10 protein-coding genes are annotated in these 15,352 nt (G+C 56.9%); all 10 read left to right on the forward strand.

The annotated features are described in order from the left end of the window. The first annotated feature begins 161 nt into the window (after positions 1-161). The 10 genes from rpoB (at position 162) to rplW (ending at position 15,351) form a co-directional block, all read left to right on the forward strand. Positions 162-4,655, forward strand: coding sequence for a DNA-directed RNA polymerase subunit beta (rpoB, locus tag RAK07_RS03710; RefSeq protein ID WP_305731499.1), 4,494 nt, complete (start codon positions 162-164; stop codon positions 4,653-4,655). Positions 4,656-4,729: 74 nt separating this feature from the next. Then, the gene (gene rpoC, locus RAK07_RS03715; RefSeq protein ID WP_305731500.1) at positions 4,730-8,884 is read left to right on the forward strand and encodes a DNA-directed RNA polymerase subunit beta'; all 4,155 of its coding nucleotides are present in this window, start codon (positions 4,730-4,732) and stop codon (positions 8,882-8,884) included. A 370-nt stretch (positions 8,885-9,254) separates the two neighbouring features. After that, positions 9,255-9,626, forward strand: a complete 372-nt coding sequence (rpsL, locus tag RAK07_RS03720; protein WP_305731501.1) for a 30S ribosomal protein S12 — start codon at positions 9,255-9,257, stop codon at positions 9,624-9,626. Between the two features lie 16 nt (positions 9,627-9,642). Then, complete coding sequence (gene rpsG, locus RAK07_RS03725; RefSeq protein WP_305731502.1) at positions 9,643-10,113, forward strand: 30S ribosomal protein S7; 471 nt, start codon at positions 9,643-9,645, stop codon at positions 10,111-10,113. A 26-nt stretch (positions 10,114-10,139) separates the two neighbouring features. Further along, complete coding sequence (fusA, locus tag RAK07_RS03730) at positions 10,140-12,215, forward strand: elongation factor G (RefSeq protein WP_305731503.1); 2,076 nt, start codon at positions 10,140-10,142, stop codon at positions 12,213-12,215. 32 nt (positions 12,216-12,247) lie between these two features. Continuing rightward, complete coding sequence (gene tuf / locus RAK07_RS03735) at positions 12,248-13,438, forward strand: elongation factor Tu (RefSeq protein ID WP_305731492.1); 1,191 nt, start codon at positions 12,248-12,250, stop codon at positions 13,436-13,438. A gap of 18 nt (positions 13,439-13,456) precedes the next feature. Then, complete coding sequence (gene rpsJ, locus RAK07_RS03740; RefSeq protein ID WP_305731504.1) at positions 13,457-13,765, forward strand: 30S ribosomal protein S10; 309 nt, start codon at positions 13,457-13,459, stop codon at positions 13,763-13,765. A 27-nt stretch (positions 13,766-13,792) separates the two neighbouring features. Beyond that, positions 13,793-14,428, forward strand: coding sequence for a 50S ribosomal protein L3 (rplC, locus tag RAK07_RS03745; protein ID WP_305731505.1), 636 nt, complete (start codon positions 13,793-13,795; stop codon positions 14,426-14,428). 18 nt (positions 14,429-14,446) lie between these two features. Then, positions 14,447-15,070: a 50S ribosomal protein L4 gene (gene rplD / locus RAK07_RS03750; protein ID WP_305731506.1), complete on the forward strand. Its 624-nt coding sequence runs from the start codon at positions 14,447-14,449 to the stop codon at positions 15,068-15,070. Next, entirely contained in the window at positions 15,067-15,351 is a 285-nt protein-coding gene (rplW, locus tag RAK07_RS03755; protein ID WP_305731507.1) for a 50S ribosomal protein L23, read from the forward strand. Before rplD ends, rplW begins: the two co-directional genes overlap by 4 nt. Position 15,352: the final 1 nt, after the last annotated feature.

The following is a 15,352-nucleotide window of genomic DNA, read 5'->3' on the forward strand; positions in this document are numbered from 1 at the left end:
TCATAGATACCTGCGGGAAGCCAAGGTCGTCCGGTGCGGCCTTGGCTTGTCCAGTTTGAGCCCTCCTCACCACTCAAGCCGTTGGGAGTTTTTTACTGGCGGGTCCAGCCGGTGAGTTTCGTATATTCAGTTCTTTCACGCCACGTGTCGAAGGAGAAGGTATGGCCTACTCGATCGCCAATAACCACCTGCTGCGAAAAAATTTTGCTCTCATCAAGAACATCATTGATATCCCCAACCTGATTGATATTCAAAAGAATTCATATCGTCGCTTCCTCCAATCCGACATCCCGCCCGAAAACCGTAAGTGTATCGGCCTTGAAGCGGTATTCCGCTCGGTTTTTCCTATCAAGGATTTCAGCGAATCCTCCTCGCTGGAGTATGTTTCCTATGCGCTCAGCAAGCCGAAATACGACGTTGAGGAGTGCCATCAGCGCGGTATGACTTTTGCCGCGCCCATGAAGGTGCGGGTGCGTCTGGTGATCTGGGATTCGGGCAAGGAGTCGAGTACGCGCGGTATCAAGGATATCAAGGAGCAGGAGGTTTACTTCGGCGAAATTCCGTTGATGACTGAGAACGGCACCTTCATTATCAACGGCACGGAGCGGGTTATCGTCAGTCAGTTGCACCGCTCACCGGGGGTGTTTTTCGACCACGACAAGGGTAAGACCCATTCAAGCGGCAAGGTGCTGTACTCCGCGCGCGTCATTCCCTACCGCGGCTCGTGGCTGGACTTTGAATTCGACCACAAGGATATTCTCTACGTCAGAATCGACCGTCGCCGGAAAATGCCGGCAACAGTTCTCCTGAAGGCGCTGGGCTACAGTGCTGAGCAACTGCTCAATTACTTCTATCGCAGCGAAGAGATACTTGTTGACGCTGGAGAGGTCTTCAAGCGGATCGACCCAGAGCTGCTCACCATGCAGAAAGCAGTGGTCGACGTGGCCGACAAAAAGGGCGAGGTGGTCGTCAAGGCCAACCGCAAGTTCACCAAGGCATCGATCAAGAAGCTGCTCGACAACGGGGTCAGCCTGATTCCCACCACGGTGGAAAGCATCATCGGACGGTATGCCTCTACTGATATCATCGATCCGGAGACCGGTGAAGTGCTGCTGGAATGCAACCAGGAGCTGACCCTCGAAAAGTTTGACGAACTGCGTCACCGGGGGGTGAACTCCTTCAGGCTGCTCTATATCGATGGCAACCATGTGACCTCTTCGTTCCGGGATACTCTGCTGGCCGACAAGGTGGCCAGCAACGATGAAGCGCTGATCGAAATTTACCGGCGGCTGCGCCCCGGTGACCCGCCGACGCTGAAGTCCTCGCTGGCACTGTTCGACAACCTCTTTTTCAACCCCGAGCGCTACGATCTTTCCGCGGTGGGCCGGCTGAAGTTGAACTTCAAGCTGGGGCTCAAGGTATGGCCTGATTGCACCGTGCTCAATGGTCCGGCCATGTTGACCGCTGCCGACATTCTCAAGCCGGTCGAGCTTGCCGAGGCGATTCTTTCCGCGCAAACGCCACTGGCCCAGGCGATCAAGACCAACCTTTCCACCGAACTGCTGAAAGCGCTGAAGAAGCTGGACGCTGCTACGCCGGTGCCGGAGAAACTGTTGGAGCAACTGGCTGAGGAGTTGAACACCATCATTGCCATGCTCGACGTATTCCCCCGCGACGTGGAGGGGGGGATCGAGCTCAGTGCCGCCACCCGCAAGGTGCAGGAACTGCTGGAGCAGGGCACGATCGACGAGAACCGGCGTAAGATCGAGCAGCTCCGCCGTAATCGTTTGCTGATCGAGGATGGGTTTGTCGGAGTGGTGCAGCGGTGCACCCGCAACGATATCCTTGAGATCGTTCGCTACCTGATCGACCTCAAAAACGGTCGCGGCGTCATCGATGACATTGACCACCTGGGCAACCGCCGGGTGCGGGCCGTAGGCGAATTGCTGGAAAACCAGTACCGCATTGGCCTGGTTCGCATGGAGCGGGCGATCAAGGAGCGGATGTCGCTGCAGGAAGTCGAAAACCTGATGCCCCATGACCTGATTAACTCCAAGCCGGTTTCGGCGGTGGTCAAGGAGTTTTTCGGCTCTTCGCAGTTGTCCCAGTTCATGGATCAGACCAACCCGCTGTCGGAGGTCACCCACAAGCGGCGTCTGTCCGCCCTCGGTCCCGGCGGCCTGACCCGGGAACGGGCCGGTTTCGAAGTACGGGACGTTCATCCGACTCACTACGGCCGCGTCTGCCCGATCGAGACCCCTGAAGGACCGAACATCGGCCTCATCGCGTCGCTTTCCACCTATGCCCGGATCAACGAGCACGGCTTCGTGGAGACCCCCTACCGTATTGTCCGGGAAGGGGCGGTCACCAACGAGGTTCGCTTCTTCTCCGCGCTGGAGGAAGAAGGGCATGCCATCGCCCAGGCCAACGCCGAAGTGGACAAGGACGGTCGTTTCATCAACGAGTATGTTTCGGCCCGCAAGAGTGGCGACTTTGTGCTGGTGCAGCGGGATGAGATCGAGCTGATGGACGTTGCGCCGATGCAGCTAGTGTCGGTGGCGGCTGCCTTGATCCCCTTCCTGGAGAACGACGACGCCAACCGCGCCCTGATGGGATCGAACATGCAGCGCCAGGCGGTACCTCTGCTGCGGGCCGACTCCCCGCTGGTGGGTACCGGCATGGAGCGGATCGTGGCCAAGGACTCCGGAGTCTCGGTCATTGCCCGCCATAATGGTGTGGTGGATGCCGTCGATGCCGGCCGGATCGTGGTCAAGATCGATGAAGACGAGCATGATGAGACCGGTACCGGTGTCGATATCTACAACCTGATCAAGTTCTCCCGCTCCAACCAGAACACCTGCATCAACCAGAAGCCGGTGGTCAAGGTGGGAGACCGGGTCAAGCGCGGTGACGTGATCGCTGACGGTCCCTCCACCGACATGGGCGAGCTGGCCCTGGGGCAGAACGTCATCGTGGCTTTCATGCCGTGGGGCGGTTACAACTTTGAGGACTCCATCCTGGTGTCCGAGCGTCTCGTGAAGGATGACCGCTACACCTCCATCCATATCGAGGAGTTCGAGTGTGTCTCCCGTGACACCAAGCTGGGCAAGGAAGAGATCACCGCCGATATTCCCAACCTTGGCGAAGAGGCGCTCAAAGACCTGGACGAATCCGGCATCATTCGTATCGGTGCCGAGGTAAAGCCGGGGGATATCCTGGTGGGTAAGATCACCCCCAAGGGCGAGACCCAGCTTTCTCCGGAAGAAAAACTGCTGCGGGCCATTTTTGGTGAAAAGGCCGGCGACGTGCGTGACACCTCCCTGACCGTCCCTCCGGGGGTCGAGGGAACGGTGATCGGGGCCAAGATTTTCTCCCGCAAGGGGAACGACAAAGATGCCCGTACCGAATTCATCGAGAAGATGGAAGAGGAAAAGCTGCGCAAGGATGAACAGGACGAAATCCGGATCATCCGTAATTCGGCCCGCGACAAGCTGAAGCGGCTGCTGGTGGGTAAGGTCGCCGCTGCCAAGGTCGAGGACCGCCAAGGGGTCACGGTCCTTGCCAAAGGGAAGAAGATCTCCGAGGAACTGCTCGATTCGTTGCCCATGGACCGCTGGGCCACCATTTCCGTGAGCGATGGCAGCGAAGCAGAGGAGAAGGTTGCGGAGATTCTCGCCAAGCTGAACGAGCAGGTGGAGCTGATCCGGGGCGTGTTCGACGACAAGGTGCAGAAACTCAAGCGGGGCGACGACCTGCCCCCGGGCGTCATCAAGATGGTCAAGGTCTACGTCGCCATCAAGCGGAAGTTGCAAGTTGGTGACAAAATGGCCGGCCGCCACGGAAACAAAGGTGTTGTCTCCCGGATTCTGCCGGAAGAGGATATGCCCTACATGGAGGACGGCCGTCCAGTGGAGATCGTGCTGAATCCCTTGGGTGTTCCCTCCCGTATGAACGTCGGCCAGATTCTTGAAACCCATCTCGGCTGGGCCGCCAAGGGGATCGGCTGGAAGATCCAGCAGATGCTTGAAGAGCAGACCTCCGAGGAAAACCTGAAAAAGTTCATTCGTGAAGTGTACTCCACCAAGGAGTTCGGCAGCTTCCTGGACGGGCTTGATCGGGAGGAGCTGCTGGCCATCGCCCGTCGGCTCTGCCGTGGCGTCCCCATGGCGTCGCCGGTCTTTGAAGGGGCCGGGGAAGACAAGATCAAGGAACTGCTGAATAAAGGCGGCTTTGAGACCAACGGTCAGGTGACCCTCTTTGACGGACGTACCGGTGAGCCGTTCCGCCACAGGGTAACGGTTGGCGTGATGTATGTTCTGAAGCTGCACCACTTGGTCGATGACAAGATTCACGCCCGTTCCATTGGGCCGTACTCGCTGGTTACCCAGCAGCCGCTGGGCGGCAAGGCCCAGTTCGGTGGTCAGCGACTGGGTGAGATGGAGGTCTGGGCCATGGAAGCCTATGGCTGCTCCTACGCACTGCAGGAATTCCTCACCGTCAAATCGGACGACGTGTCCGGCCGGACGCGAATGTACGAGGCGATTGTCAAGGGCAAGCATACCCTTGAGCCGGGATTGCCGGAGTCGTTCAACGTGTTGATCAAGGAACTGCAGGCACTCTGCCTTGACGTTGAACTGCTGGAGGACGAGGAGTAAGCGGTATCGTGGTGCGTACGGAACGGCGTAGATCGACCGTTCTCTGGCAAGATTCAAACTGGAGGATATGACCTGTGGAAGAACATTTCAACTTCTTCGATAAACCGAAAGATCCGCTGCACTTTTCCGCCATCAGGATTTCCATTTCCTCTCCCGAGAAAATCCGGGAGCGCTCATTCGGCGAGGTGAAAAAGCCGGAAACCATCAACTACCGTACCTTCAAGCCGGAACGCGATGGTCTCTTCTGCGCAAAAATCTTTGGTCCCACCAAGGACTACGAGTGCAACTGCGGCAAGTACAAGCGGATGAAGCATCGCGGCATTGTCTGCGAAAAGTGCGGCGTCGAAGTGATTCCCTCAAAGGTTCGTCGGGAGCGTCTCGGTCACATTGACCTGGCTACCCCGGTTGCCCATATCTGGTTCCTCAAGTCGCTTCCTTCACGGATCGGCAACTTGCTGGACATCACGCTCAAGGACCTGGAGCGGGTCCTCTACTTCGAAGCATTTGTCATCACCGAGCCGGGTGCGACGCCGCTCAAATTCGGCGAAGTGCTGTCCGAGGACAAGTTTCTCAAGGCCAAGGAAGAGTACGGCGAGGATGCCTTCGAGGGGGGGATGGGGGCTGAGGCTATTCGGGACTGCCTGAAGTCACTGGAGCTCGACGAGCTGAGTACCCAGCTCCGTACCGAGATGCTGGAAGCAACCAGTGAGGCGAAGCGAAAAAAGACCGCCAAGCGGTTGAAGGTGGTGGAAGCGTTCAAGCAGTCCGGCAACCGTCCCGAGTGGATGATCCTGGAGTGCATCCCGGTGTTGCCGCCGGAGCTGCGCCCCCTGGTACCGCTGGATGGCGGCCGCTTTGCCACTTCCGACCTGAACGATCTCTACCGGCGGGTGATCAACCGTAACAATCGCCTGAAGCGCTTGTGCGAGCTGCAAGCCCCCGAGGTGATCATCCGGAACGAAAAGCGGATGCTGCAGGAGGCGGTGGACGCCCTGTTCGACAACGGACGCCGGGGGCGGGCCATTGCCGGTCCCAACAAGCGGCCGCTCAAGTCACTGTCCGACATGCTCAAGGGCAAGTCCGGCCGTTTCCGCCAGAACCTGCTGGGTAAGCGGGTTGACTACTCGGGCCGTTCCGTTATCGTCGTCGGCCCGGAGTTGAAGCTGCACCAGTGCGGCCTGCCGAAGAAGATGGCCCTGGAGCTGTTCAAGCCGTTCATCTACAACAAGCTGGAGGAGCGTGGCTACGTTACCACCATCAAGAGCGCCAAGAAGATGGTGGAAAAAGAGCGCCCGGAAGTATGGGACGTGCTGGAAGAGGTGATCAAGGAGCACCCGGTCATGCTGAACCGTGCTCCGACCCTGCACCGTCTCGGTATCCAGGCTTTTGAGCCGGTTCTGATCGAAGGCAAAGCGATCCAACTGCATCCGCTGGTGTGTACCGCTTTCAACGCCGACTTCGACGGTGACCAGATGGCGGTGCACCTGCCGCTGTCCATCGAAAGCCAGGTGGAGACCCGGGTACTGATGATGTCCACCAACAACATCCTGTCCCCTGCCAACGGCAAGCCGATCATCGTCCCATCCCAGGACATGGTGCTCGGAACCTACTACATGACCCGCGAGCGGGTCGGCGCCCTGGGTGAGGACAAGGTGTTCGCCTCTCCCGAAGAGGTGCGGATCGCCTTTGACCACGGTGCCGTGGATATGCAGGCCCGTATCAAGGTGCGGGTGAAGGATGTGGAGGGTGACCCCAACGAACAGCCGAAGTTGACCGACACCACCGTCGGCCGGATTGTTCTGCGTGAGGTGCTGCCGCCCCAGGTGCCGTTCAGCGCCATCAACAAGGTGATGAACAAGAAAGAGCTGTCGAACCTGATCGATGTCTGCTACCGGCTTGCCGGTAACAAGGAAACCGTCATCCTGGCCGACCGTCTGAAGGAAACCGGTTTCCGTTACGCCAACCTGGCCGGTATCTCCATCTGCATCGACGACATGGTCGTCCCGGAAGGGAAGCAGGCGATCATCGAAAAGGCCAACGAAGAGGTTCAGGAAATTCAGAACCAGTACACCGAGGGTCTGATCACGGACGGCGAGCGCTACAACAAGGTCATCGACATCTGGGCCAAGGCGACGGAAGAGATCGCCAAGGAGATGCTCGGCAACCTGTCCCGCGAAACCGTTCTGGACCGCGACGGCAAGGAGGTGGAAATCTCCTCCTTCAACGCCATTCACATGATGGCCGACTCCGGTGCCCGGGGCTCGGCGCAGCAGATTCGTCAGTTGGCCGGAATGCGGGGCCTGATGGCCAAGCCGTCCGGTGAGATCATCGAGACGCCGATTACGGCGAACTTCCGGGAAGGTCTGACGGTGCTGCAGTACTTCATCTCCACCCACGGTGCCCGTAAAGGTCTGGCCGATACCGCGCTCAAGACCGCCAACTCCGGGTACCTGACCCGTCGTCTGGTGGACGTTGCCCAGGACGCGATTATCACCGAGGACGACTGCGGTACCCTCGACGGGCTGATCGTCACCTCCCTGACGGAAGGTGGCGAGGTGATCGAGCATGTCGGCGACCGGATTCTGGGGCGGACCGCTCTGGACGATGTCCTCGATCCGGTGACCGGTGAAGTGCTGGTGACCGCCAACCAGGAGATCGATGAAACTCTGGTCAGAAGAATTGAAGATGCCGGTCTGGAGCGGGTCAAGATCCGTTCCGTGCTTACCTGCCAGAGTAAGCGCGGTATCTGCGCGAAGTGCTACGGACGGGATCTTGCCCGCGGCCATATCGTCAATCTGGGCGAGGCGGTCGGCGTCATTGCGGCACAGTCCATCGGCGAGCCCGGTACCCAGCTGACCATGCGTACCTTCCACATCGGTGGTACCGCATCTCGGGCCGCCGAGCAGACCTCTCTGGAAGCACGCTACGACGGTGTGATGAAGTACATCAACCTGAACACCGTGAAGAACGCAGAAGGGTTCCACATTGTCATGAACCGGAACGGCGAGATTGCCGTCCACGACGAAACCGGTCGCGAGCGCGAACGATACGGCGTGGTCTACGGTGCAAAACTGAAGATCGCCGATGGTGGTGTGGTCAAGAGCAGCGATGTCCTTGCCGAGTGGGACCCCTACACCATGCCGATCCTCACCGAGGTGTCCGGTCGGGTCAAGTTCGGCGACATCATCGAGTCCCTTACCATGGAAGAGAAGCTCGACGAGGTTACCGGTCTGTCCCGCAAGGAGATCATCGAAACCAAAGACACCGACAAGCGGCCCCGCATCGCCATCAAGGATACTGGCGAGGGAGGCGGCACTATCGGCCGCTACTTCCTGCCGGTAGGCGCCCTGATCAACGTTGCCGAAGATACCGTTGTCAGCGCCGGTGACGTTATTGCCAAGATTCCGCGCGAAACCACCAAGACCAAGGACATCACCGGCGGTCTGCCCCGGGTTGCCGAACTGTTCGAAGCGCGTCGTCCCAAGGATTTTGCAGTTATCACCGAGATCGACGGCAAGGTCAACTTCGGCAAGGACTCAAAGGGCAAGCGGAAAGTGATCGTCACTCCGGAGCTAGGCGAACCGAAGGAATATCTGATTCCCAAGGGCAAGCATATCAGTGTCCATGAAGGAGATTATGTCCGCGCTGGCGAACCGTTGATGGATGGTTCGTCCAACCCCCACGACATTCTCCGGGTGCTGGGGGTCAAGGAGCTGGCCAAGTACCTGGTGGACGAGGTGCAGGAAGTCTATCGACTGCAGGGCGTTAAGATCAACGACAAGCATATCGAAGTCATTGTCCGCCAGATGCTGCGTCGGGTCAGGGTCAAGGATGTCGGCGATACCAACCTCTTGATCGACGACCAAGTTGAACGCTGGGTCTTTGAGGAGGAAAACACCAAGGCGTTTGAGGCGGGCAAGCGTCCGGCCATTGCCGAGCCGCTCCTGCTGGGCATCACCAAGGCGTCACTCTCCACGGAGTCGTTTATTTCGGCGGCATCGTTCCAGGAAACAACCAAGGTGCTGACCCAGGCCGCCATTGAAGGGAAAGTCGACTTCCTGAGAGGCCTGAAGGAAAACGTTATCATGGGCCGGCTCATTCCCGCCGGCACTGGCCTAGCGCGCTACCGTCACCTGCGGCTGCAGGCTGCAGAAGCCGCTGCAGTCATTGATACCGTTGAAAAAGCAGTCGAGGAGGCTGCTGAAGAGCAGTTGGAGCAGGCAGCCTGATTGTCATCATGTATTTCAGCCGGCGCCGGGATATCCAGCGCCGGCTGAAATAAATTTAATAAAAAATATTGACAATGGCTTAGACGTGCGTTATATATCCACGTCTGAATCCTGAACGTACGTGACAAGGCTGCAGTGTTGGGTTGCTGCAGTGCGCATTGGATGGAGATGCCGGTCTGATTCCGGCCCTACACCTATTCCATCCCCCACCGTTTATATTGTCAGTGTCACGTCGTGTATGAAGTTCCGTGTGGTTGGATGTTTGTGGGGTGTTGTGTGGGTTTTGGTGCGGGCTTGGTAGCCGTGTCCCAAGGTGTTTTTGTCGCTTGTTTGGTTGTTAAATGGATAGATAAGGTGTGGAGAAACGCGAATGCCAACGATTAATCAGCTGATTCGACAGGGTAGGGAGAGTAAGAGGGAAAAGTCGAATGCGCCTGCGCTGAAGAGTTGTCCTCAGAAGCGGGGTGTTTGTACTAGGGTGTATACCACGACCCCTAAGAAGCCGAACTCCGCGCTTCGGAAGGTTGCCAGGGTTCGTCTCACCAATGGTATCGAGGTGAGTTCCTATATTCCGGGGGTGGGGCACAACCTGCAGGAGCACTCGGTTGTGTTGATTCGTGGTGGTCGTGTCAAGGACCTTCCGGGTGTGCGGTATCATATCGTGCGGGGAACGCTCGACTCGGTCGGTGTCAAGGATCGCAAGCAGGGTCGTTCCAAGTATGGCGCCAAGCGTCCTAAGTAAATAGAGGGGTACAAGTATGCCGAGGAGACGTGAAGTTCCTAAGCGGATCATTCTGCCGGATCCGAAATATAGCGACAAGACGGTTGCCAAGCTGATCAATATTCTGATGCTTGCTGGCAAAAAGAGTGTTGCCGAGTCTATTCTGTATCGTGCCATGGATATTGTGGCGAGCAAGACTGGTGAAGATGCGGTCAAGGTGCTCAAGAAGAGTCTCGATAACATCAAGCCGACGCTGGAGGTTAAGTCGCGTCGGGTTGGTGGTTCTACCTATCAGGTTCCGGTTGAAGTGCGCGCTGATCGTCGGGTGTCGCTGGCGATGCGCTGGCTGATCAAATATTCCGTGGCCCGCTCCGAGAAGACCATGACGGAAAAGTTGGCAGGGGAGATGCTTGATGCGTTCAATAACCGCGGTGCCGCGGTGAAAAAGCGTGAAGACACCCACAAGATGGCTGAGGCCAACCGTGCCTTTGCGCACTACCGCTGGTAGATACCGGGTTTTGGAGGATTGATTTCGTGTCACGTTTGTCTCCTTTGAATAAATATCGCAATATCGGCATCATGGCTCACATTGACGCCGGCAAGACCACTACCACTGAGCGCATTCTCTATTATACCGGTGTCTCTCACAAGATTGGTGAAACGCATGAGGGTACCGCCACCATGGACTGGATGGAGCAGGAGCAGGAGCGTGGCATTACCATCACCTCCGCTGCCACCACCTGTGAGTGGAAAGATCATCGTATCAATATTATCGACACTCCGGGTCACGTTGACTTCACCATCGAGGTGGAGCGCTCCCTGCGGGTGCTTGATGGCGCTGTTGCCGTCTTTTGTTCGGTTGGTGGTGTTGAGCCCCAGTCCGAGACCGTCTGGCGTCAGGCTGACAAGTACCGGGTGCCCCGTATTGCCTTTGTGAACAAGATGGACCGTATTGGTGCCGACTTCTTCCGTGGCGTGCAGATGATCAAGGATCGTCTGAAGGCGAATCCGGTGCCGATTCAGATTCCGGTCGGCAAGGAAGAGCACTTCAAGGGTGTGGTTGACTTGGTCACCATGAAGGCGATTATCTGGGACGATGATACGCTTGGTGCGACGTTCCGTGAGGAGGAGTTGAGCGGGGAGCTGCTCGATGAAGCTCAGGAGTGGCGTGAGAAGATGATCGAAGAGATCTCCAGCCACGACGACACCCTTATGGAAAAGTATCTGGGGGGTGAAGAGCTGACTGAGAGTGAGATCAAGGCGGCTATTCGTGCCTGTACGATCAATATCGACATTATTCCGGTTATCTGTGGTTCCTCCTTCAAAAACAAAGGCGTGCAGAACCTGTTGGACTCGGTTATCGAATACATGCCGTCCCCGCTGGATATTCCCCCTATCAAGGGTGTTGATGAGGCGGGCAACGAGATCGAGCGCAAGGCGGATGATGCCGAACCGTTCGCTGCTCTCGGCTTCAAGATCATGACCGACCCCTTTGTTGGTCAGTTGACCTTCATCCGGGTGTACTCCGGTGTGCTGCAGTCCGGTTCCTATGTCTATAACGCAACCAAGGGCAAGAAAGAGCGCATCGGTCGTCTTCTCAAGATGCACGCCAACAAGCGTGAAGAGATCAAGGAAGTGTATGCCGGCGATATCGCCGCTGCTGTCGGTCTCAAGTACACCATCACTGGTGATACGCTCTGCGAGGAAGCGAAGCCGGTGGTTCTGGAGTCCATTGATTTTCCGGAGCCGGTTATCTCCATTGCCATCGAGCCCAAGACCAAGGCTGACCAGGAAAAGCTGGGTCTCTCCCTGCAGAAGCTGGCTAGTGAGGACCCCTCTTTCAGGGTCAAGACTGATGAGGAGACCGGCCAGACCATCATCTCCGGCATGGGAGAGCTGCATCTCGAAATTATCGTTGACCGTCTGATGCGCGAGTTCAAGGTTGAGGCCAACGTCGGCAAGCCGCAGGTCGCCTATCGTGAAACCATCAGCAAGAAGGTGAAGGTTGAGGGTAAGTTTGTTCGGCAGTCCGGTGGTCGTGGCCAGTACGGCCATGTCTGGCTTGAAGTCGAACCCCAGGAACCCGGCAAGGGTTACGAGTTTGTTGATGCCATCAAGGGCGGTGTTGTGCCCCGTGAGTACATTCCGGCGGTTGACAAGGGGATTCAGGAGGCTACCGACAACGGTGTGTTGGCCGGTTTCCCGGTGGTGGATGTCAAGGTCACTCTGATCGACGGTTCCTATCACGAAGTCGACTCCTCGGAAATGGCGTTCAAGATTGCCGGCTCCATGGGCTTCAAGGAAGGTTGTCAGAAGGCCTCGCCCATTCTGCTTGAGCCGATCATGTCGGTTGAGGTGGTGGTTCCCGAGGAGTACATGGGCGATGTTATCGGTGACTTGAACTCCCGTCGCGGCAAGATCATGGGTATGGACTCCCGTGCCGGTGCTCAGGTGGTCGGTGCCATGGTTCCCCTGGCGAATATGTTCGGTTATTCGACTATCCTGCGCTCCGCCACTCAGGGGCGTGCTACCTACACTATGACTTTTGACCACTATGAACCGGTTCCGAAGTCGGTTTCTGACGAGATTGTTACGAAGATCAAAGGCTAACTAAGCCAGTTTTTGACAAAGGAGTATGCGCCATGGCCAAGGCAAAATTTGAGCGTACGAAGCCTCATGTTAACATTGGAACGATCGGTCACGTTGACCACGGCAAGACCACGCTGACGGCAGCGATCACCAAGGTTCTTGCTCAGCGCGGTGGGGCAGAGTTCAAGGGTTATGACCAGATCGACAACGCTCCCGAGGAGCGTGAGCGTGGTATCACCATCGCCACCACCCACGTTGAGTACGAGACGGACAAGCGTCACTACGCCCATGTTGACTGCCCGGGTCACGCCGACTACGTGAAGAACATGATTACCGGTGCTGCTCAGATGGACGGTGCCATTCTGGTTGTGTCGGCCGCCGACGGCCCGATGCCCCAGACCCGTGAGCACATCCTGCTTGCCCGTCAGGTTGGCGTTCCCTATATCGTGGTCTTTCTGAACAAGGCCGATATGGTTGATGATGCCGAGCTGCTGGAGCTGGTTGAGCTTGAGATTCGTGAGCTCCTGTCCAGCTACGACTTCCCGGGCGACGACATTCCGATTATCAAGGGTTCCGCTCTGAAGGCGCTGAACGGCGACAAGGATGAGCTGGGCGAGCAGTCGGTCGAGAAGCTGATGGAAGCTGTTGACAGCTATATTCCCGAGCCGGAGCGCGCCATTGACAAGCCGTTCCTGATGCCGGTTGAAGACGTCTTCTCCATCTCCGGTCGTGGTACGGTTGCCACCGGTCGTGTTGAGCGCGGTATTGTCAAGGTTGGCGAGGAAGTTGAGATTGTCGGCATCAAGGCTACCGGCAAGACCACGGTTACCGGTGTTGAAATGTTCCGCAAGCTGCTTGACCAGGGTCAGGCCGGCGACAACATCGGCGCCCTGCTGCGTGGTGTGAAGCGTGAAGATGTTGAGCGCGGTCAGGTTCTGGCCAAGCCGGGCAGCATTACGCCGCACACCAAATTCAAGGCCGAGGCTTACATCCTGACCAAGGAAGAAGGCGGTCGTCACACGCCGTTCTTCAACGGCTACCGTCCCCAGTTTTACTTCCGTACGACTGACGTGACGGGTGTTGCCGAGCTTCCTGCCGGTACCGAGATGGTGATGCCTGGTGACAACGTTGCCCTGACGATCAACCTGATCACGCCGATCGCCATGGACGAAGGTCTTCGTTTTGCAATCCGTGAGGGTGGCCGTACCGTGGGCGCTGGCGTCGTCAGCGCAATCGTTGAGTAAAGAACAAGCGAGGAAGCGATGCAGAGTCAGAAGATCAGAATTCGTCTGAAGGCGTATGACCATAAGTTGCTTGATGTTTCGGTCGGTGAAATCGTCGATACCGCCAAGCGCACCGGAGCCCGTATTGCCGGGCCCATCCCGCTGCCGACAGTAATCAACAAGTACTGCGTGCTGCGGGGACCTCACGTTGACAAGAAGTCCCGGGACCAGTTTGAAATCAGGACGCATAAGCGCCTTATCGATATTCTTGATCCGACTCAGCAGACCGTCGATGCACTTATGAAGCTGGACCTTTCCGCCGGTGTTGACGTTGAAATCAAGCTGTAGTTACTACTGCAAGATAGGATGTCTGTTATGAAGAAAGGAATAGTGGGGAAAAAACTGGGCATGACCCAGATCTTCCTTGAAGACGGCACCAGAGTTCCGGTTACGGTTGTTCAGGCCGGCCCCTGTGTGATTCTCCAGAAGAAAACCGCTGAAACCGACGGCTACGTTGCCGTACAGGTCGGATTTGAGCAGATCGATGCTAACAGGGTTACCCGTGCACTGCGCGGTCACTGCGTGAAATCGGGCCAGGGGGCCTACCGCCACCTGAAGGAGCTCAAGCTGGAACAGGCGGACTCGGTTGCCCTCGGCGATGCATTGACCGTTGAGCAGTTCGCTCCCGGCGATTTCGTCGACGTGACCGGCATCAGCATCGGTAAAGGTTTTCAGGGCGTTATCAAGCGCCATAACTTTAAGGGTGGCCGCGCATCTCACGGCTCCCGTTTCCACCGGGCTCCCGGCTCCATCGGCTGTTCGGCAACTCCCTCGCGGGTGTTTAAGAACAAGCGGATGCCGGGTCAGATGGGGAACGAACAGGTTACTGTCCAACGACTGCAAGTTGTGCGCGTTGATGCGGATCAGAACCTTCTCCTGATCAAGGGGGCGATTCCCGGATCCAAAAATAATGTAGTAGTCATTAAAGACAGCGTTAAAACGATTAAGTAATAAGAGCGGAGTAGCACGATGCCTACTATATCGATGTACAATATGCAAAATGAAAAGGTTGGGGAGATTTCTCTTGACGAAGCGGTATTCGCTGCTGAAGTCAAGGAGCCGCTGATTCATCAGGCGCTGAAAATCCAACTGGCCAATCGCCGTGCAGGTACGGTTTCAACCAAGAATCGCTCTGAGGTAGCGGGTAGCGGCAAGAAACCGTTCAAGCAGAAGGGAACTGGCGGTGCTCGTCAGGGATGCAAGCGCGCTCCCCAGTATCCGGGCGGCGGCATTGTCTTTGGCCCCCAGCCCAAGACGTACCAGTTGAGCATCACCAAGAAGGCACGCAAGGCTGCCCTGCGCTCGTTGCTTTCGCTGCAGTTGAAGCGAGACAGAATCACCGTTCTGGACAACCTTGAGTTCAGTGCGATCTCCACCAAGGAGTTTGCCGGTTTCCTGAAGCGGTTTGATCTCGACCGTTCGTTGATCATTACCGAAGAGCCGTCAACCAATCTCTACCTGTCCTCACGCAACGTGCCCTATGTCAAGCTGCTGAAGGCAGATTCCCTGAATGTCTATGATGTGTTGAAGTACCGGAACATCATTCTGACCAAAGGGGCTGTACCTCTTGTCGAAGGAGCGCTCCAGCAATGAATATCTATTCCATCATTAAGCGTCCCCATGTGACTGAGAAGACGTCCTTGGGAACCCAGGCCGGCAACACGATTACCCTGGTGGTTGATCGTGACGCCAACAAGATAGAGATCAAACAGGCCGTTGAAACGCTGTTCAAGGTTGATGTCACCTCGGTGCGGACATCGGTGGTGGCAGGCAAAGTCAAGAGATTTGGACGTACCTTTGGTAAGCGTCAGAATTGGAAGAAAGCCTACGTTACGTTGAAAGAAGGCCAGACCGTAGACTTTTTTGAAGTGTAAC

Origin of the sequence: Trichlorobacter ammonificans (genome assembly GCF_933509905.1) — a bacterium.
Lineage (GTDB): Bacteria > Desulfobacterota > Desulfuromonadia > Geobacterales > Pseudopelobacteraceae > Trichlorobacter > Trichlorobacter ammonificans.